This window comes from Enterococcus villorum (assembly GCF_007990225.1).
In the GTDB taxonomy this organism is placed as follows: Bacteria; Bacillota; Bacilli; order Lactobacillales; family Enterococcaceae; genus Enterococcus_B; species Enterococcus_B villorum.
On sequence record NZ_BJWF01000018.1, the window covers coordinates 1 to 20054 of the forward strand.

Annotated in this window: 15 protein-coding genes and 1 pseudogene; 1 reads left to right on the plus strand and 15 read right to left on the minus strand. The window is 34.5% G+C overall.

Annotated features, from left to right (window positions below; genetic code table 11):
• Positions 1-223: 223 nt before the first annotated feature.
• The 4 genes and pseudogenes from adhE (EVI01_RS07810) to tgt form a co-directional block, all read right to left on the minus strand.
• A pseudogene (gene adhE / locus EVI01_RS07810) lies at positions 224-2820 on the minus strand (bifunctional acetaldehyde-CoA/alcohol dehydrogenase).
• A 256-nt stretch (positions 2821-3076) separates the two neighbouring features.
• On the minus strand, positions 3077-5698 hold the full coding sequence (adhE, locus tag EVI01_RS07815) for a bifunctional acetaldehyde-CoA/alcohol dehydrogenase (RefSeq protein WP_010750610.1): 2622 nt from the start codon (positions 5696-5698) through the stop codon (positions 3077-3079).
• 562 nt (positions 5699-6260) lie between these two features.
• Positions 6261-6650 (minus strand): preprotein translocase subunit YajC, encoded by a 390-nt coding sequence (gene yajC, locus EVI01_RS07820; RefSeq protein ID WP_010750611.1) that lies wholly within the window; start codon positions 6648-6650, stop codon positions 6261-6263.
• A gap of 92 nt (positions 6651-6742) precedes the next feature.
• Positions 6743-7888, minus strand: coding sequence for a tRNA guanosine(34) transglycosylase Tgt (tgt, locus tag EVI01_RS07825; protein ID WP_010750612.1), 1146 nt, complete (start codon positions 7886-7888; stop codon positions 6743-6745).
• Positions 7889-8094: 206 nt separating this feature from the next.
• On the opposite strand from tgt, the gene EVI01_RS07830 reads away from it, so the two are divergent.
• Positions 8095-8790 (plus strand): DUF975 family protein, encoded by a 696-nt coding sequence (locus EVI01_RS07830; RefSeq protein WP_010750613.1) that lies wholly within the window; start codon positions 8095-8097, stop codon positions 8788-8790.
• A 90-nt stretch (positions 8791-8880) separates the two neighbouring features.
• On the opposite strand, the gene EVI01_RS07835 is transcribed toward EVI01_RS07830, so the two are convergent.
• The 11 genes from EVI01_RS07835 to EVI01_RS07885 form a co-directional block, all read right to left on the minus strand.
• Entirely contained in the window at positions 8881-9498 is a 618-nt protein-coding gene (locus EVI01_RS07835; protein WP_010750614.1) for a PepSY domain-containing protein, read from the minus strand.
• 302 nt (positions 9499-9800) lie between these two features.
• Positions 9801-10217 (minus strand): Ohr family peroxiredoxin, encoded by a 417-nt coding sequence (locus tag EVI01_RS07840; protein ID WP_010750615.1) that lies wholly within the window; start codon positions 10215-10217, stop codon positions 9801-9803.
• A 255-nt stretch (positions 10218-10472) separates the two neighbouring features.
• A complete protein-coding gene (locus tag EVI01_RS07845; RefSeq protein ID WP_010750616.1) occupies positions 10473-11894 on the minus strand; it encodes an oligosaccharide flippase family protein in 1422 nt (473 codons plus the stop codon).
• A gap of 5 nt (positions 11895-11899) precedes the next feature.
• Positions 11900-13066 (minus strand): nucleotide sugar dehydrogenase, encoded by a 1167-nt coding sequence (locus EVI01_RS07850; RefSeq protein ID WP_010750617.1) that lies wholly within the window; start codon positions 13064-13066, stop codon positions 11900-11902.
• A gap of 14 nt (positions 13067-13080) precedes the next feature.
• On the minus strand, positions 13081-13920 hold the full coding sequence (locus EVI01_RS07855) for an NAD-dependent epimerase/dehydratase family protein (protein ID WP_010750618.1): 840 nt from the start codon (positions 13918-13920) through the stop codon (positions 13081-13083).
• Positions 13917-15065 (minus strand): glycosyltransferase family 4 protein, encoded by a 1149-nt coding sequence (locus tag EVI01_RS07860; RefSeq protein WP_146811597.1) that lies wholly within the window; start codon positions 15063-15065, stop codon positions 13917-13919. Before EVI01_RS07860 ends, EVI01_RS07855 begins: the two co-directional genes overlap by 4 nt.
• A gap of 16 nt (positions 15066-15081) precedes the next feature.
• On the minus strand, positions 15082-16158 hold the full coding sequence (locus tag EVI01_RS07865) for an EpsG family protein (protein ID WP_010750620.1): 1077 nt from the start codon (positions 16156-16158) through the stop codon (positions 15082-15084).
• The gene (locus EVI01_RS07870) at positions 16158-17195 is read right to left on the minus strand and encodes a glycosyltransferase family 2 protein (protein ID WP_025480616.1); all 1038 of its coding nucleotides are present in this window, start codon (positions 17193-17195) and stop codon (positions 16158-16160) included. Before EVI01_RS07870 ends, EVI01_RS07865 begins: the two co-directional genes overlap by 1 nt.
• Positions 17196-17200: 5 nt before the next feature.
• On the minus strand, positions 17201-18187 hold the full coding sequence (locus EVI01_RS07875) for a WaaS/CpsH family glycosyltransferase (protein WP_010750622.1): 987 nt from the start codon (positions 18185-18187) through the stop codon (positions 17201-17203).
• 13 nt (positions 18188-18200) lie between these two features.
• The gene (locus tag EVI01_RS07880; RefSeq protein ID WP_010750623.1) at positions 18201-19217 is read right to left on the minus strand and encodes a glycosyltransferase; all 1017 of its coding nucleotides are present in this window, start codon (positions 19215-19217) and stop codon (positions 18201-18203) included.
• A 119-nt stretch (positions 19218-19336) separates the two neighbouring features.
• Entirely contained in the window at positions 19337-19975 is a 639-nt protein-coding gene (locus EVI01_RS07885; protein WP_241546212.1) for a sugar transferase, read from the minus strand.
• Positions 19976-20054 lie beyond the last annotated feature (79 nt).

The window sequence follows — 20054 nt, forward strand, 5'->3', positions numbered from 1 at the left end:
TGGATAGAGGTTGTGAAAAGGCTGGTCTGCATCAAGCAATAAGAACGAAAAGAGAAAAACAGCTTCTCATGTTTTTCCTCTGTTTGTTCTTATTGACACAGATATTGTATCCCCAAAAGTTTGATCAAAATAAGAACTTTTTGGGGGTAGCTCAACATATCTAAATCGTCAAACAAAAGTATTCTTTACTTTTTATCTCACGTTCATTTTTTATTCTGCAGAATTAACCGTTGTAGGCATTAAGAATAATTTGTTTTAATTCACTGATCAATGGTTCTTTTGGATTGGCTGTTGTACACTGATCTTCATAAGCAAATTCTGCCATGCGATCAACCGTTAAGTCTAATTTTTTTTCGTTACACCTTGTGTTTTTAGATTCATAGCAATTCCGACTGACTTTCCTAATTCATAAACAGCCGTTGCTAATGCTTCAACTAATTCTTCGGTTGTTTGGCCATTTAACCCTAAGAATTTCGCAATATCTGCGTAATCTTTATCCGCACGGAAATAATCATATTTTGGAAATATTGCATGTTTTTGCGGGTTTTTGGCATTGTAACGAATCACATGCGGTAACAAAATAGCGTTCGTTCGACCATGTGGGATCCCATATTCTCCACCAATTGTATGTGAAACAGAATGACAAATACCTAAAAAAGCATTTGCAACAGCCATACCAGCTAAAGTCGATGAATTGTGAATAATTTCACATGATTCCATATCAGGTGTTCTCACTGATTTTTCTAAATAGTTAAAGACTAACTTAATGGCTTGTAAACTTAATCCACGTGTGTAGTCAGAAGCCATGACAGAAACATACGATTCAATAGCATGGGTTAGTATATCCATTCCACTGTCCGCTCTAACCGAAGCTGGGATTGATAGGACAAATTGTGGATCAATGATTGCGACATTTGGTATCAATGCATAGTCTGCTAATGGGTATTTCACATGTGTATCACTATCCGTAATAACCGCAAATGGTGTGACTTCAGAGCCCGTTCCTGATATGGTGGGAATACATACAAATTGTGTCTTTTCTGGTTTGCTAAACTTATACGTTCGTTTTCTTATATCCATAAATTTTCGTTTTGCAGCTGCAAAGGAAGTCTCAGGATATTCATAAAAGATTCGCATGGCTTTCGCCGCATCCATTACTGATCCACCACCTAAAGCAATCACTGTATCTGGTTTAAAATCAACCATCACTTTTGTTCCGGCATAGACCGTATTTGTTGATGGGTTAGATTCCACATCAGAGAACACTACGATTTTTACGTCATTTTTACGTCTTATAAGAACTTCATGAACCGTGTCGCAATAACCGAGTTGAGCGACATCTGAATCACAAACGATCATGACACGTTCGACGTTTTCCATTTCCTCTAAATACATGAGAGCATTTTTTTCAAAGAAGATTTTTGGTGGCAATTTGAACCATTGCATATTGTTTCTTCGTTTGGCGATGGTTTTAACATTGATCAAGTTCACAGCAGAAACATTTCGTGATACGGAATTTTTCCCATAAGACCCACACCCTAATGTTAACGAAGGAATCATTTCGTTGTAGATATTTCCAATACCACCTTGTGCGGATGGTGTGTTTACTAAGATACGGCATGTTTTCATACGTAGACCAAATGCTAGTTGCAAGTCCTTGTTTTCAGTGTGGATAACGGCTGTGTGTCCTAAACCACCAAGACTTAGCATCTCTTCACATAATTCAAATGCCTGTTCCGTTGAACTTGCTTTTACCATTGCTAATACTGGGGAATGTTTCTCTCTTGAGAGGGGGTACTCTACACCAATGCCTGCCAATTCAGCAATCAGCATTTTTGTACCATTTGGGACCTTTAGTCCAGCTAATTTTGCAATTTCCATCGCAGAGTGCCCAACGATCGCAGGATTTACAGCGTATTTTCCTTCGTTCATGACAACCTTTTCTAATTTACTTAATTCATTTGACTGTATAAAATAGACTTGGTGTGCTTGAAATTCTGCTTTAACTGCTTCATAAACTTCTTTGTCCACAATTACTGCTTGCTCAGATGCACACATCATTCCATTATCAAATGTTTTGGAAACAATTAAATCATTGACTGCTTGTTTAATTTTTGCTTTTTTTTCAATATACGCTGGGACATTACCAGGACCTATCCCTAAGGCTGGTTTTCCTGTGGAATAAGCGGATTTAACTACTCCAGACTCACCAGTTGCTAAAACAATCGCTATCCCTGGATGGTTCATTAATATGGAGGTAGCTTCACTTGATGGATGTTCAATCCATTGAATACAGCTTTCTGGTGCACCTGCTGCAATCGCTGCATCATGAACTATGCGTGCTGCTTTTGCACAACATTTTTGTGCCGATGGATGGAAGGAAAAAATAATGGGGTTGCGTGTTTTCAAAGCGATGATTGCTTTAAAAATTGTTGTAGAAGTTGGGTTCGTTGTTGGCGTTACTCCACAAACCACGCCTACTGGTTCAGCAACCTCGATCAACCCTCTTTGCTTGTCTTCATTAATAACACCAACTGTTTTGTCGTGTTTGATGCTATTCCAAATATATTCTGAAGCATACTTATTTTTGATTGCCTTATCTTCATATATACCTCGTCCTGTTTCTTCAACTGCTAGTTTTGCAAGTGGCATATGCTGACCTAAAGCAGCCATCGCCATTTCATGAACAATATGATCTACTTTTTCTTGAGTAAAACTTTCCATTATTTTGAGTGCTTGATGTGCTTTTGTTGCCAACCTATCGATCGTTGCGTGTACATTCATTATTTCAGGTTGTTCATCTTTCGTTTTTTTAGCCATTCTACTTCTCCTCTTCACAACTCATATTTTTTTATTCTTTCATTTATGGGGAAATAATACGTGAATCACTAAAAAATGTAAATCAATTATTTGTGATTTTTTCACATTTGGCTTTTCTTAAAAAAAAATTAATATATAACTTAAGTTTTATATAGAAAATCAATACGACATAAAGAAACCGACCATCAAAAGTAGCTATTTTCTCTACTTTTGATGGTCGGTATTTTCCTTAAATGACATTTAAAAGGCGTAAAAATTACCCGTTATAAGCATCAATAATAATTTGTTTCAATTCGCTAATTAATGGTTCTTTTGGATTAGCTGTTGTACATTGATCTTCATAAGCAAGTTCTGCCATGCGATCAACCGTTAAATCTAATGTTTCTTGTGTGACACCTTGTGCTTTCAAGCTCATATCGATTCCGACTGATTTTCCTAACTCATAAACAGCAGTTGCCAATGCTTCGACTAGTTCAGCTGTTGTGTTCCCTTTTAACCCTAAGAATTTTGCAATATCTGCATAATCTGTATCGGCACGGAAGTAATCATATTTAGGGAACATTGCGTGTTTTTGTGGATCTTTGGCATTGTAACGGATGATATGCGGTAAAAGAATCGCATTTGTACGTCCATGAGGAATACCATATTCACCACCGATTTTATGTGCCACTGAGTGACAAATACCTAGGAATGCATTGGCAAAAGCCATACCTGCCATCGTAGACGCATTATGCATCTTTTCACGTGATTCCATGTCAGGTGTTTTCACTGATTTTTCTAGGTAGTCAAAGACTAACTTGATAGCTTGTAAGCTCAATCCACGTGTATAGTCAGAAGCCATAACAGAAACATATGATTCAATGGCATGAGTTAATACATCCATTCCAGTGTCTGCTGTAACAGAAGCTGGCACAGACATGACAAACTGTGGGTCAACGATTGCGACATCTGGTGTCAATGCATAGTCTGCTAATGGATATTTCACATGTGTATCACTATCCGTAATAACCGCAAATGGTGTAACTTCAGAACCAGTTCCTGATGTAGTTGGAATACATACAAATTGTGTTTTTTCTGGTTTATCGATTTTATACGTACGTTTACGGATATCTAAGAATTTTTGTTTTGCTCCAAAGAATGATGTATCTGGGTGCTCATAGAACATCCACATGCCTTTTGCTGCATCCATCGCTGATCCACCACCTAAAGCAATCACTGTGTCAGGTTTAAAATCAGCCATCATTTTCGTACCAGCGTAAACTGTATTTGTTGATGGGTTTGGCTCTACGTCTGAGAATACTTCAATTTTCACGTCATTTTTACGTCTAGCAAGTACTTCACGAACCGTATCGCAGTAGCCAAATTGTACCATACCTGGATCACAAACGATCATGACACGTTCCACATTTTCCATTTTCTCTAAATACATAAGAGAATTTTTTTCAAAGAAGATTTTTGGTGGTAATTTAAACCATTGCATATTGTTTCTCCGTTTCGCTACAGTTTTAACGTTGATCAAGTTCACAGCAGAAACATTTCGTGAAACAGAATTTTTCCCGTATGAACCACAACCAAGTGTCAATGATGGAATCATTTCGTTGTAGATATTTCCAATACCACCTTCTGCAGATGGAGTATTCACTAGAATACGGCAAGCTTTCATGCGTAGACCAAATGCTAGTTGTAAGTCTTCATTTTCCGTATGGATAACAGCTGTATGCCCTAAACCACCTAAATCAAGCATTGCTTCACATTTTTGTAAGGCATCTTCTGTATTATTCGCTTTGATCATTGCCAAGACTGGTGAAAGTTTTTCTCTTGAAAGTGGGTATTTTGCTCCTACACCATCAAGTTCAGCAATTAACAATTTCGTTCCTTCTGGTACGTTGATGCCTGCTAATTTTGCAATGTCCATTGCCGAATGCCCAACAATTGCAGGATTTACGGCATATTTTTCTTCATTCATGACTGCATCTTCAAGTTTTTGTAATTCTTTTTCTTTTACAACATATACTTGATGTGCTTCAAATTCTGCTTTGACTGCTGCATAAACTTCTTTATCCACAATGACAGCTTGTTCAGAAGCACAAATCATTCCGTTGTCAAAAGTTTTGGAAACAATTAGATCATTCACTGCTCGTTTAATTTTTGCTGTTTTTTCAATATATGCTGGAACATTACCAGGGCCTACGCCTAAAGCTGGTTTTCCAGTAGAGTAAGCTGCTTTGACCATCCCTGCACCACCTGTTGCTAAAACAATTGCAATCCCAGGATGGTTCATTAATAAACCAGTTGCTTCAATAGATGGGTGCTCAATCCATTGAATACAGTTTTCTGGTGCTCCTGCTGCAATCGCTGCATCACGAACTACACGTGCTGCTTCTGCTGAACATTTTTGTGCCGATGGATGGAAAGCAAAAACGATTGGATTACGTGTTTTCAAGGCGATCATTGCTTTAAAAATCGTTGTAGAAGTTGGGTTTGTAGTTGGTGTTACTCCACAAACTACGCCAACTGGCTCAGCAATCTCGATCAAGCCTTTTTGCTTATCTTCATTGATAACGCCAACTGTTTTATCGTGTTTAATGCTATTCCAAATGTATTCTGAAGCATACATATTCTTAATTGCTTTATCTTCGTAAATACCTCGTCCTGTTTCTTCAACTGCCATTTTTGCAAGTGGCATATGCTGATCTAAAGCAGCCATTGCCATTTCATGAACAATATGATCTACTTTTTCTTGATCGAAACTTTCCATTTCTTTTAGTGCTTGATTTGCTTTTGTTGCCAATTCATCAATCATCGCTTGTACGTCAATTGTTTTTGGCTGTTCCTTATCCATCGCTTTATCTACTGCTTTATCCATTACTTTAACCATTGTTTTCCTCCTACTTGAATCTAGCATGTACTGTTTCGTTATTTTGTTAACTTATTCACATGATTATCATACAACAATTATTTTTCTATGTAAACCATTTTTGTGATTTTTTTCACAGTTTTTTTATTTTTAAAAAATTCCTTTGTTGAACTTTGTTATTCTAAGTTCATCTTTTCTTAAACATTGATAGAACCTATTTATTCAATGATTTATAAATTTTCCATTTTCTTTTAACATAAAAAAACTCTTAAAGAAAGTATTATAAAAACTAACATTATTTAAATATCTAAGTTAGGAAAAAAAGAGAAAAAACATTAATAAAGAGGAAGCGTACTACACAAAAAATTGTTTTTTAAAAGGAAATTATATGAAAAAAATAAAAGCCTGTTACTTTGATCAGTAACCATTTATTCTTATTTTTAATACGTATTACTGAACATTTAATTGTGAAACCAAGAAAAACTATCTATGTAATAGGTACACAAAAAAACAATCACTATGAATGTTTTTGATTCATTAGTGATTGTTTTTTCAGCTTATTTTAACTAAGAACAGAAAAAAATTATTTCTCCTTATCTTCTTCTGTTTTTTCAATCGCATCTGAGATTTCTTCGTTTACTTCTGTCGTCTTTTTTTCTTGGGGTTGATCTGATTCTGCTGAAGTAGGTGTAACGACCTCACTTGAACCAGTAGTCCCAGGTTTTACTGTTTTGATTGCTGCTCGATCGTACTCTAAGAAAATCCCTTCACAGTCTAAAACAACCGTACGTTTTTCATTATCGATCTCTGAAACAACGCCATGTAAACCACCGATAGTCACAACTTCATCGCCTGGTTTCATACTATCTAGTAAATTTTGGCGTTCTTGTTGTTGTTTCTTTTGTGTACGTGACATAAAATACCACATGGCTAAAAGAGCGACGAACATAGCTAACATTGGTAATGATCCCATTTTTTTCACCTCACTAACATGTATCTACAAACTTAACTTTAGCAGAAAATATCTTTAGACACTAGTTTTTTACATAAATTTTGATAAAAAGATTAGAAACTCTTGGCATTCTCTTTATTGAAGCCGTATTCTTCGAAAAAGGCTGCTCGAAACTCTAATAAATGATCATCCATAATTGCTTGACGTACTTGTTTCATTAAGTTCAACAAGAAATGGAGATTATGATAAGAAGTTAAGCGAATCCCAAATGTTTCATCACACTTGATTAAATGACGGATATAGGCACGTGTGTAGTTTCTACATGTGTAGCAATCACATTTTTCATCAATCGGACGAAAATCATGTGCATATTGAGCATTTTTAACCACTAAACGACCTTTTGAAGTCATGCAAGTTCCGTTTCTAGCAATACGTGTTGGTAAGACACAGTCAAACATATCTACGCCACGAATGACACCATCTATCAATGAATCAGCGGCACCTACGCCCATTAAATAACGTGGCTTGTTCTCAGGAATCAGTGGTGTGGTAAATTCCAATACTCGATTCATTTCTGCTTTTGGTTCACCAACAGATAATCCACCAATTGAATAACCTGGAAAATCCATTGCAACTAAATCATGCGCACTTTGTCGACGTAAATCTTCAAATCCAGCACCTTGGATAATACCAAATAAACCTTGACGATCTGGATTAGCATGCGCTTTTAGACCACGATCTGCCCAACGTGAAGTTCGTTCGACTGATTTTTTCACATAGTCATAACTTTCATCAAAAGGCGGGCATTCATCAAAACTCATCATAATATCTGATCCCAATTTATTTTGGATATTAATTGCCTTTTCAGGAGATAAAAACATTCGTGAACCATTTAGATGATTTTTAAAATGGACTCCTTCTTCTTCTATATTGCGCATATCGCTTAATGAAAAGACTTGGAAGCCACCAGAATCCGTTAAAATCGGTTGATCCCAATTCATGAATTTGTGTAATCCGCCAGCTTCTTCCACTAAGTCTTCTCCAGGTCGTAACCATAAGTGATAGGTGTTGCTTAAAATAACGCCAGCACCCATTGCTTTTAATTCTTCTGGTGACATTGTTTTAACGGTTGCTAAGGTTCCAACCGGCATAAACATAGGCGTGGGAAACGTCCCATGTGGGGTAATCAATTCACCAAGACGGGCACCTGTGTGTTTTTCTTTTTTGATTAAACGATAACGAATGGCAGGTTGTGACATTCAATTCCCTACTTTCTCTATAATAATCACATTGACAACTCCCACCATCATAATCTTTCTAGGTGTTTTTTGCAAGACTTCTTCGATCCACCTCCTTTCATTTATCCTTCTTTTAAAAAAAACTTCGATAACAAGCAAAAGTTCAAAAGAGCAAAAATACGGCTTCTTTGTTATACTTGTTTCATTAATAAAAAGGAGGGAAACTAATGTTATCTTCGAAAGAGCTGAAGCAACAAGCAAAAGACAGTTTAAAAGGACGCTGGGGACAAGCAGTATTATTAAATCTAATTCCTACATTGATTGCCATTGCTATTATTATAATTATTGCTATTCCGATTGCTTTATTATTAGCTAATTCTTATAGCGATCCTTCAACCACACAAGACATGGCAAACAATATGAGTAACGGCACATCTGGCGGTGGTGGAATCTTTTCTGGTGTTATTAGCGCTTTATTTATGAGTGGTATTTCATGGACTTATTTAGATATCTTGCGTGGGACGAAAACACAAATTGTACCTTTTAAAGATGCTTTTCGTGGTTTTAGCAAACTATTTATCGGTGGAGTGATTTTATTAGCCATTTTAATAGCCATCTTCACGAGTTTATGGGCACTATTACTTGTCATTCCTGGTATTATCAAGAGTTATTCTTACTCACAAAGCTACTTTATCTACTATGATGTTGTAACGGAAACAGGAGAAAAACCAAAAGTTTTAGATACCATTACTGCTAGCCGTAAATTAATGAACGGTTACAAAGGTAAACTATTCTGGTTAGATCTTTCTTTTATCGGTTGGCATCTTCTTGCCTTATTAACAGCTGGCATCGGCTATTTATGGTTAAACCCTTATATTACTGCGACAAAAGCAGCCTTTTATGAACAATTACCAAAAAATTAAATAATAAAAAATGAAGCTGAGATAAACACCCATGTGGACTATGATCCTCATGGGTGTTTGTGCCATGCTCATTTTTTATCTGCTAAACTATTAATTAACTAATTGCTTGACTGAATCTACCAAAATATTCCCTGTATAGGCATCAACATTGACGTTCCTTTCCCGCCCCATTTCTTTGACCATCACTACCCAGTAGGTTCTATCTTCATTTTTCTCCAGACTCCACTTAGCAACTTGTCCTTTATTTATATACTTTTCAACAATTTTAGTAATTTCTGATAAATCTTTTAAATTTTTGATATTGTTGCTTTCTTCGGATCGCTCGATAATCGCTTGTTTGTTGTTCTTTAGATTTCCGATCTGCTTTTTTTTTACGTTAGTAGTTTTAGTAGAAATTTCTAAATTATACTCTTTTTTTTCATCTTTGCCGGAGATTTTATAGTAATAGGGGCCAAATTTTTTATCGACTTCAATTGATGTGATCACTTTACTTGGATAATGTGCTTGATAAGTTTTAAGTGCTTCTTTTAGTGATACATTAAATTGCTCGCATTTCTTAGCTGATTCGCTAGGAGTAGACAAATCAGTTGTACGGACAATATTCAATTCTTCCTTGTAAGTTTCATTAGGTACATAAAAAGCGAACATCACCAGTATTCCTAAAAAGAAACTACTTAAGACAACAAAACACCACATAACTAACTTCATTTTTTTACTCCTTTGTGATTGATTTGTTAAGTGATATACATTTTGAGCTGAAAATCCCTTTTATAGGAGTTTGAGGCTGGCACAATTAACTTGTTCCAGCCTCATTGAGAGAGTATAAGAGATAAAGCAGATAATATATATCCCTATGTGTTTATTCTACCTATTTTTCCAAAACTATTTTCTTTATTTTTTTCTGATTTAATGATAAATAAAGAAAAAAACATATTAGAAAAGCTCCCCCAGTGCTTTTCTAATATGTTGTTGCTTTTAATTGTACAATTAAATCGCTCCATCAGATTACTTTAGAATTCTGTATCACTAACTTCTAAAGTCACTTTGACATTTCCACGTAACGCTTTAGAATAAGGACAAACCTTATCTGCTTCTTCGACAAATTTCAGTGCTTCGTCTTTTGACATCCCCTCAATAAAAATTGATAAGATAACTTCTATTGTAAAATTTGCGTCTCCATGATTTAATAAGGAAACATTTGCCTTTACCGAGCTAGGTTGATTGATGTTTTTTCTAGACAAAACTAATTCTAAGGCACCATTGAAACACGCACTATACGCTGCTGCAAAAAGTTCTTCTGGGTTTGTTGCTTCTATATTTTGTGAACCAGGTGCTGCCACGTCATATAAAAATTTCTTCTCTGATGAATAGATTTTACCATTACGGCCACCTGTGTTAATCGTTGCTACTTCATAAATTTTGCTCATAGTTTTCACTCTCCAAAAATGATTGTAAATACAATGGCTGATAGCCAAGCAATCAGTATCGGCATAAAAGTTTGTATATAGGCATGTTTCATTTTTGTTTTAGGAATAGTATGATTTGCTTATAGCAAAAGCCACTCGTATTTACCCTTTTACTATAAAGCATTATTTACTGTCATTTTTCTTAAAAAATTCGGTTTCTTCATGATTTAACAGAATTATCAATAAAGCTCGTTCTCAGACTTTAGACAAACACGATTACTTCTTTTCTTTCAGTTCCTTCCAACTATTTAAAATAGGATTATAGCCTGACAATGTCGTGAGCCCAAAATAAATCGGCACTGCTAAAGACACCTGTATAAGATTGGTCACGAACGTTGGAGACATGTCCTTTGTTACCATTCTAGTTACCAGCCACATAATGATGGCAGAGCTGAAAATGATCCATATTTTTCTTTTTTTAAATCGAAAAGTTGTTTGTTTTAAAAATGACTTGGTCCGAACCATTGTGACAAAAATTTCTGCTAAAATATTTGAAAAAATAACACCAAAAAAACCAATTAATGGGAGCAAAATGATGTTACATAAAATATTTATAACGGCACCAATTAAAACAGACTTATTATAAGTCTTTACTTTACCAATTGGAATTAAGTATTGTCTGGAGATCGACATGCCCAAAGGAATCACTACAATTAAAATTGAAAAGAGCGGAATTACTTTATTAATAAATAAGAACTCTTTACCAAAAAACCAAGGAACTAATTTATCATAAACAATCAGCATACCAAACATAGCCGGAACGCTAAAGTACAATTGTAAATGAAGGGTTTTATCGATGATATTGACCATCTTCTTTACATTTCCTTTGGCGTATAATCCACTCATATGAGGCAGTAAAACCATATCTACGGTCGTAATGATCGTGATAAATACCGTGTTAATCGTCAGAGAGTTGGTATAATAGCCGACAGCTGTGCTGCCAATAAAAATACCTAGTAAAGTCTTATTTAAATTTGTATACAAAAGGATGGCAACTTGGGGAATAAAAAATTCAAAAGAACCATGTATATGCCTAAAACTATCTACTAAAAGCACTTTTCTAAAATTGATGTGTTTACGAATAAATAACCACGTAAACAATTGAGAGAAAAATGCCCCTAAAGATTGCAATAAAACATATAAAGTTGTATCAGAAGAATCTTTGATAAAACAAATAATGAAAATAAATGTGATAAATTGGATAGCCAGATTAATCATGCTCGTTTTTCTAAAATCTTCAATTCCCATAAAAAACCACGAGATATCAAACATAACAGCTAGAATAGTCAAACTTTGAATATAGAAATAACTACTATTTCCTAAAAAAGAAATAACTAGAAAATAAACGAGCAAAGTTATGGTTGTTAAAATTGCTTTTAGCAAACAGATTTCCCAAAATACTTTTGAAATATTTTCTTTACGATTATATGCTAACGCAATTTCACGATTGCCATACATAGTAATACCTAAACTAGCAACTAGCACAAAATACTGAGCAATTGAATTTGTATAATTAAAAATACCTAATCCGCTAGGCCCCAATGCTTTTGAAACGATTGGCACCGTAATAATTGGCATCATAATTTTCGTCAGTTGAAAAAGAGATTGATACCAAAAATTTTTGAGTACATGTTTCAATTTAGTTAGTCCCTTCCGAATATATCTCGCGTATATACCTTCTCTTTTACCTCACTTAACTGAGCATCAAACCGATTAGCCAGAATGATATCCGAGCATTTTTTAAATTCGTCAAACTCGTTGATAACTTCAAAAGAGGAAAAATGTTTCTCTTTTACTGTTGGTTCGTAAATAATGACTGATAAGCCTTTTTCTTTCAGATGTTTCATCACACTTAAAACTGATGAGTACCTAAAATTATCTGATCCTGCCTTCATAGCTAGCCGGTAAATACCTACTACTTTAGGATTTTTCGCCATAATTTGGTTAGCAATAAACGCTTTTCGTGTATCGTTGGATTGAACGATTGCTTGAATCAGCTCACTTGGCACATGATGATAATTGGCTGCTAATTGTTTGGTGTCCTTTGGCAAACAATACCCACCATAACCAAAAGAAGGGTTATTATAATAGGAACCAATACGAGGATCCATTGATATGCCCGAAACAATTTGTTCAGTATTTAAACCATGGATCTCAGCATACGTATCAAGTTCATTAAAATAAGCGATTCTTAAAGCCAAATACGTATTAGAAAACAATTTGATTGCTTCTGCTTCCATTGATCCAGTCAGAATAATCGGAATATCTTTTTTTCTCGCATTATTTTTAAATAACATAGCAATTGTTTTTCCTCTTGGGGTATTTTCACCTACCACGATCCGAGAAGGGTATAAATTATCGTACAAGGCTTTTCCTTCACGCAAAAATTCTGGTGAAAAAATGAAATTCTTGGTGTGGTAACGTGCTTCTAAATACTTAATATAACCTAGTGGAATAGTTGATTTAATAATAAATACCGCATCATGGCGTAATTTCTGAACTTTTTCAATCACTTCTTCTATCGTAGAGGTATCAAAGAGATTTTTTTGTTCATCATAATCGGTTGGTGTGGCGATGAAAATATAGTCACCAAACAATGCGGCTGTTTTAAAATCTTGCGTAAAGGTTATATGCAATGTTTCATCTGATAAAAATGCTTGGACCTCTTTGTCTTCAATCGGTGAATGTTTTTGGACTAATTCTTCTATTTTTTCCTTGTCAATATCATAAGCGACCACTTCGTTATTTTGAGCAAGCAACAAAGCATTGGCTAATCCGACGTAGCCCATGCCAAAAACGGATATTTTCATTTCTTACACCTTACTTATTTTTTATTTTTCGCTTGTTGTAAAATTTTTTGTATTTTTTTATTGTTTCCCCACACTGCTTTAGAGTCGTATTTCCTATCAGGATAGGCACCATAGACTAGATGAATATCCAGATGATTCTCCGAAATAAAAGCTTCCACACGTTCTTTTAATTTAACAGGATAACCAGAACAAATATTAATGATTCCTGTCACCTCATCTTGTTCCACCGTTGCTGCCACTTGGAAACAAAACTCCTCATAGTCTAGAAAATCGTATTGATTCTCCCCCATCGTAAACGGAAAGTCTTGTTCCTTATTCTTCGCTTTTTCTAAAATTTTCGAAAAAATTGAACTGCCTCCCGGTTGATTGGACACGATATAATACGCACGCAACCATTGAAACTTTTTATTTGTTTCTTTTGCCATAAAAGCGCTGAAGTTTCTTAAAGAATCTTTGGCAATCCCATAATAACTCATTGGGTGAGTGCTTGTTGTTTCATCAATGCAACCTTCATAAAATCCCACTTCATGCATAGAACCCATCACTGCTATTTTGTCGATGCTTGATAAGAAAAATTTTTTTAAAAACAGCGCATGATCCGATAAATTTCTAATATGACTTTCGGCATTATGAATAAAACCATCTTGCCATGCCAGGTGAACTAAAACATCTGGCTCACCAAAATAATGATACGGATCTTCTATACTAAAAAGATTTTCTTGATAGATAATGGCTTGCTTATTTATTCGATCTGTCCTTACATCCGTTGCTACTACCTCATTCCCATCTTTAAGCAATTGATTGACAATGCCTGTTCCTAAATAACCGTTCGCTCCAGTAACTAGTATCTTCATTGTTCCTCACTCCTAAACTCTAAAATATTGGCTACTATTTTTTCCCATGAAAAAAGGGTAAGTAATACTTGATCATCCACTGGCGAATGTTTTTTTTCTAAAAAATGAAGCATTTCTTTGATGGATATCGCTGAATCATCATCGTTAACTTGATAAATATTCTGTTTTATTTCCTCAAAAAAAGGCGTTTGCCCTGAAGTGATCACCGGTATTCCTTGATAAAGTGCTTCTGATACTTTAATAGCGGTCTCGATAGTTGCTCCTCGAAGATTCAACTTTAATGTTCCTGCCGCAATTGAAGCTTCTTTATAAATTCCTTCTAATTCCTGATGGTCTTTATATCCATGAAAAATGACATACTTTTCTAATTGATAAGTAGCAACTAACGTTTTTAATGTACTGATTGCAGGACCGCTACCAACGATATCGAAAAAGACTTCCGGATCAGACTTACACTTTGTTTGCTTATACACATTTAAGCCTTCAACCAAACGATCTAATCCATGATAAGGATAGAAATTTCCTACTGCGATTATGCGATAAGCTTGCTGTTTCCTTTTTTTATTGTAGAAATTGACCTTTAAATTTTCGGGATCTACGCCATTATAAAAAGGAATCCTCTTTATTTTTCTTTTCCCTGATTTATTGGCTTCGATGACTGCAATTTTGTCGCATTGCTTTTCATATAACTGGTCTCCTAAATAATTCCATACCAGACTTAGACTACCTTTTAACTTATTTGGTGACACATTGAATTGTTCTTTATAATACGGATAAGTTGGGATCTCTAAAACGGTTTGAATTTCTTTTTCTTTGGCAATACTTAACAACTGATTCATTGTTTTGGTGTAGTATTGGTTTCGAAAATATAAAATTGTCCATTTTTTTGTGCGTAATAACTCTTTAGTCACTTCCTGTATGGCTTTTACCTTTTGGCGATGATTCGTGGACGTTGTCTCTTTTAATTTATTATCAGTCACCACTTGTTTGTCATGAAATTCCCGCACACGTATTTCTTGATTGGAATAATAAAGCAGCCAACATTGGTTCTTATGCCTACTCATATATTTTGCTTGGGAACAAACTTTTTTAAAGATTCCTCCATTTTCTTCTGCTGAAATACCACTCAAAAATAAGATATTCACTTTATTCTGTCCTTTCTTATAAAAGTTCGTTATGATAAAATAACGGGTTAAAAATTCTCTCTGGTATCGAAATGGAAAAATAAGAGACGTAGAACCATGCCACCAAATGAAGGATTAGCAGACCTAATAACACAAGTTGGTAATAGGTTATTTTTTTGTATTTATAACTTGCATTAATGACAGAGATATAAATTAACGGCAATATTCCACGAGCTAAACGATAAAATTCAACCGAATACCAAAGCAAAGGAATAAACATCAATAAAAGAACAGAAGCATAAAATACATATTGTGAGAACCATTGGTTTTTTTGACTTATCCTGTTTTTTGGAAACGCTACGCTTGCCCAATAAGCTAAGAGCACATTTAACAAAAAGAGCAAAATAACTTGTAAAGAGCCATTGGTAATTTTTTCAGTATATTGCTGGATTCTCCCAGAATTTGTAGAGAATTCTTCGATTAAATAGTTTAAATATGGAAGCATACCATTATAAATAACGTATATCAATTCTAAAATAGCTGCTCCGATAATCGTTATTTGGATGAAAAATTTTTTGTTTTTTGAAGACAATAGCAAAAATGGCAAATAAAACAGACTAATTGTATGAAATAGACTTGCTACAACGATTCCTACAAAATACTTTAGTCTTTTATTTTCTAATAGATACGGAAATGAATAGACCACTATGGCAATAGCTAATAAATTCCTTAATTGAATCGCATCAATAAAAAATAAAAATAGCGTGTAGATAATCACAAATAAATGATTATTTACACAATATTTTTTGACAGTTGCCCCAATCAAAAAGGCTGATAAGAAAAATACGAGTCCTCGCATACCAAAAAGTCCAAGCTGGAGTTGCCGACAAAATTGAACAAAATAATAAAAACCAAATTCGGTTGCTTTATATTTGATTCGAGCGTCGTCAAAATAGGTCGCTTTATAATAGACCATATCAGTATTTTCAGTACCGCCTGCAAAAATTAATCCTAAAATCACTACACTTAGTAAAAGCACTAACTTATTGTTTTTATTTCTGAAAACCTCAAAGAGATTGATGATGATTACTGCTAAATAAAGTGTGAGGATCATTAAGAAGTCACCCTATTCAATACTTTTTTTACGAAAGCTGTACCATAAATTAACTGATTTAATGTACGGTATCTTTGTTTTTTCATCAGCACACTTGTCAGATAGAAGTAATGTCGATAAAAACTAGATGACTCCATGATTCTAGCCTTTTGCTGTGGATCTTTAGACAATACCTGATGGATCGCTTGCAACATTTCTTTTTGATGGTTTGTTTTCATTCCAAACTGTGTATATACATTTAATCCATGCCTTAAAAAATAGGTGTAGCTATATTTTTTATAATAAAAATAGGCTTCCTCTTCCCATTCAAGATGGCGGATTGTATCAATAAACCTTATAAAATCTTCTATTGCTAACGGGTTGTTTTTAAGCGAAGTACTGGTCAGCTCCCGCTGATTGTACATGTAGACTATTTCTGGAATCAGTTGAATCGACTGACACCGTGAAACATAGTTAAAGTTAAACAAAGTATCTTCTTGCCCATAGCGAAATCTTTCGTCAAATGTCAATTGGTAGTCATCAATGATTTTTTTACGATACAAACAGTTCCATAAATGAAAAAAAGTCATTTGATGATCCAAATTGAACAATGCGTACGTAATCTCTTTTTGATTGCTTAACAATTTTTCATCATAAATATAATTCACATTAGATAGAACCATGTGCTTTTTATTAATCAATTGCATTTTTTTACTGCCTACCACCAGATCTGCTTGCCCGATTCGATTGACCAAATGAACATATATCTTGTCGTCAATCTGATCATCCTGATCAATAAAACTAACAAACTCACCTGTTGCATAGGTTAAGCCAGTATTACGTGCCGCACAGATTCCACCATTTTCTTGGTGTATCAATAAAACTCGATCGTCTTGTTCGTAAAATTTTTGACAAATTTGGTAGCTGTTGTCCTGAGAGCCGTCATCAACAAGTATCAATTCAATATTTTTATAAGGCTGGTTCAATAAGGACTGAATGGTATTTTCTAAATAAGCAGCCCCATTGTAAATAGGAACAATCACGCTAATTTTCTCCAAAGTCTCTACCCCTTTCCACTAAAAATTTGATCCAGCCAGTTTGTTAACTGGTATTTTTCATAAAGCTGTTCATTTAGTTCTTGATAGTCCGATTCAATGAACTGTTGAGGAATGCTAGGCTTTTGTCTATCCACTACACAAATATTATTGGGATGATAAAAATCATACTTTTTCACTTCAGGATTTGTGGTGATCAATTTCCTTTTCATCCCATGTGTTTCAATAGTACGCATCGTTAATCCTGATTGATTGGCTAATTCAAGATCCAAAATGATTTTACTGTTATCGGCTATTTCACTTACTGTTGTCTGTGGAAGTTGCTTATAGATAAATTCATTTTTCTTAGCTGTGGCAAGCGTCTTTGTTCCATATTTGTAATAATAAAAATGCCATATTGATGGAAGATACAGTTTAAAACAATAGTCATATTGCTTTTGTTCACAAAGTTCTTTCACTTGAGTAACAAATGAATAACGCATGCTGTGCCCAAAACCAACAAATGAAAACAGATAAGGTTGCTCTCTTTTCTTTTTTTCGCCAGAGTCAATATAAAATAATGGTAAAAAATTTAATTCTACGTAGGATTCACAATCTTTTACATCAAAGCTATACAAATAATCAAAGTAATCAAAATAGCTGGTGACTTGGGAAAAAGTAGCAATTGAATCCCATAAATAAGCAGTCTTAGGAATATCTCCAACTATTTTTGTCAAATTCATTACGAATTTTTCAGGAAATAATACTGGATTGATCACAAATAAATAATCATAATTTACTTTTGCAACATTTGACAAAATCTGCTTTAAATAGCTCTCTCTTAGGACATTCACTTTCGTCGAAATTTTCATTTTCAAATGAGAGTCAGAGGGAATCGCATTGTAGTAGTCTACTTTTGCGCCTTTTCTTTCTAATTCTTTCGTAATTAGTTCTGGATAATCATAGAATTTCCAAGCAATGAACAGTATTCTTTTATTTTTTAAATTTTGCTTCATATGATGCCTTCTTTCAATCTGCTCCATGATAATATTTTGTGATTTCTTGGATCATTTGTTTTAATGAATATTTTTCTTGATACAGTTTGATGATTTTTTTTCTATCACAAGTCTTTTCATTATTAAGTATTTCTTGAGCAAATCGTTGGGGATCTTTCGTATCTAATAAGCACCCACCATTTGTATTGGTAATAATATCTTCCACACCAGTCACCTTCCTACCGATGATTGGTACTCCTGCTCGAATCGCTTCGATCAAAGAATAGGGCAAACCTTCATACCTCGAAGTCATTAAATATTTGTCGTAACCTGCAACAATTCGTTCACTATCTGTTCTTTCTCCTAATAGATGAACATTTTTTGTGAGGTTATTTTTGATTAAAAATGTTTTTATTTCTTCAAAAAGCGGTCCGTCCCCCGCCCAGACAAAATGATAATTTTTATTTTGTTGGATAACTGCTTTAGCGATTTCCATGAATAGAAAAGGATCTTTTTGAAAGGACAATCGTGCATTATTGCCGATTAAGATGGCTGATTCTGTTAATCCTAAAGACTCTTTGACTTCTTTTTTAGAAGGCGTTGTGATCTCAGGTAACCCATTATGAATCACTGCAAATTTAGTTGGACGATCCAAATTTAAATTTATTCCTGCTGCTCGCTCTTCTTCAGATACATTAAATGTTTTGCTTGTTGCATATCTACTTAATAATCGTTCAATCCAAATAAAACTGTTTTTTTTAGGCTGTTTAAATTCTGGTGATAAAAAAGAGTAGGCATGTGGGGTGTAAAATATTTGATTGATGTGATTCCTTTTGGCAGCTATTCGTCCCAGAGCACCTGCTTTAGAACTGTGGCAATGAACAATGTCCGGTTGAATTTTTTTGATTTGCTGACTTAAAAACTGATAAGTAGCGACATCATTTTTTAAGTGAATGTCTCTGGTGAATGCTGGACAGGGAATAATCCTAGCCAACTCCTGAAGATGCTCATAGTTATCAACAAAACAACGATCTTTTTTTTTTCGTTCCATGAATGAAGTAGATTTCAAACTCTTTTTTATCTAGATACTCGATCAATTGAACAACATGTTTCCTTAGTCCACCTTCCATTGATTCACTAATTAATAGAACTTTTTTTTTCATTTCTGCTTCAACACGCTCCTTCTGGATGCAAAATAACGAAAATGGTTCGATAAATAATCTTGCAATCAATAAAAAGGCTTCTCTTTTCGATATATTCTAAATCTAAAGACACCATTTCAGAAAAACCGACATTGCTACGCCCACTAATCTGCCATAATCCTGTACACCCTGGTTTAACTAATAATCTTTGCTCATCATATTTTGTATATTGAGCAACCTCCCTCAGTAATGGTGGGCGAGGTCCGACTAAACTCATGTCTCCTTTCAAAACATTCCACAGTTGGGGCAATTCATCTAAACTTGTTTTACGGATAAATTTCCCAAATTTTGTTACACGTGGATCTTCTTTTATCTTAAACATGGCGCCTTCTACTTCATTTTTATAGAGCAATGTTGGCAATTTTTTCTCTGCATCTACACACATTGAACGAAATTTGTAAATTTTAAATAATTGCTTATCTTTTCCCACTCGTTCTTGTGAAAAAAAGATCGGCTGTCCTGGTTCCTCAAAGTAGATTCTAAAAGCGACCCAAAGTAAAAGCGGTGATAAAACGATAAGCCCAATGAAACTAAGAACAATATCGATGATTCTTTTAGTTATTTCATACCACTTTTTTCGCTTTAACTTCACTCGATAAAATGGCATGCTCGTACTAAAGTCTTTTGGTAATCTTTTTGTTACTTCCATATTTTCGCTCATCGCATGGCCACCTTTCTTCCTCAAA

What these genes read in the sequence shown, in the direction of transcription:
- adhE (WP_010750610.1), bottom strand. Translation starts at nt 5,698, where the DNA reads ATGGTTAAAGTAATGGATAAAGCAGTAGATAAAGCGATGGATAAGGAA.
- EVI01_RS07865 (WP_010750620.1), bottom strand. Translation starts at nt 16,158, where the DNA reads ATGATCCTCACACTTTATTTAGCAGTAATCATCATCAATCTCTTTGAG.
- tgt (WP_010750612.1), bottom strand. Translation starts at nt 7,888, where the DNA reads ATGTCACAACCTGCCATTCGTTATCGTTTAATCAAAAAAGAAAAACAC.
- yajC (WP_010750611.1), bottom strand. Translation starts at nt 6,650, where the DNA reads ATGGGATCATTACCAATGTTAGCTATGTTCGTCGCTCTTTTAGCCATG.
- EVI01_RS07885 (WP_241546212.1), bottom strand. Translation starts at nt 19,975, where the DNA reads ATGCCATTTTATCGAGTGAAGTTAAAGCGAAAAAAGTGGTATGAAATA.
- EVI01_RS07855 (WP_010750618.1), bottom strand. Translation starts at nt 13,920, where the DNA reads ATGAAGATACTAGTTACTGGAGCGAACGGTTATTTAGGAACAGGCATT.
- EVI01_RS07875 (WP_010750622.1), bottom strand. Translation starts at nt 18,187, where the DNA reads ATGAAGCAAAATTTAAAAAATAAAAGAATACTGTTCATTGCTTGGAAA.
- EVI01_RS07835 (WP_010750614.1), bottom strand. Translation starts at nt 9,498, where the DNA reads ATGAAGTTAGTTATGTGGTGTTTTGTTGTCTTAAGTAGTTTCTTTTTA.
- EVI01_RS07880 (WP_010750623.1), bottom strand. Translation starts at nt 19,217, where the DNA reads ATGGAACGAAAAAAAAAAGATCGTTGTTTTGTTGATAACTATGAGCAT.
- EVI01_RS07830 (WP_010750613.1), top strand. Translation starts at nt 8,095, where the DNA reads ATGTTATCTTCGAAAGAGCTGAAGCAACAAGCAAAAGACAGTTTAAAA.
- EVI01_RS07850 (WP_010750617.1), bottom strand. Translation starts at nt 13,066, where the DNA reads ATGAAAATATCCGTTTTTGGCATGGGCTACGTCGGATTAGCCAATGCT.
- EVI01_RS07840 (WP_010750615.1), bottom strand. Translation starts at nt 10,217, where the DNA reads ATGAGCAAAATTTATGAAGTAGCAACGATTAACACAGGTGGCCGTAAT.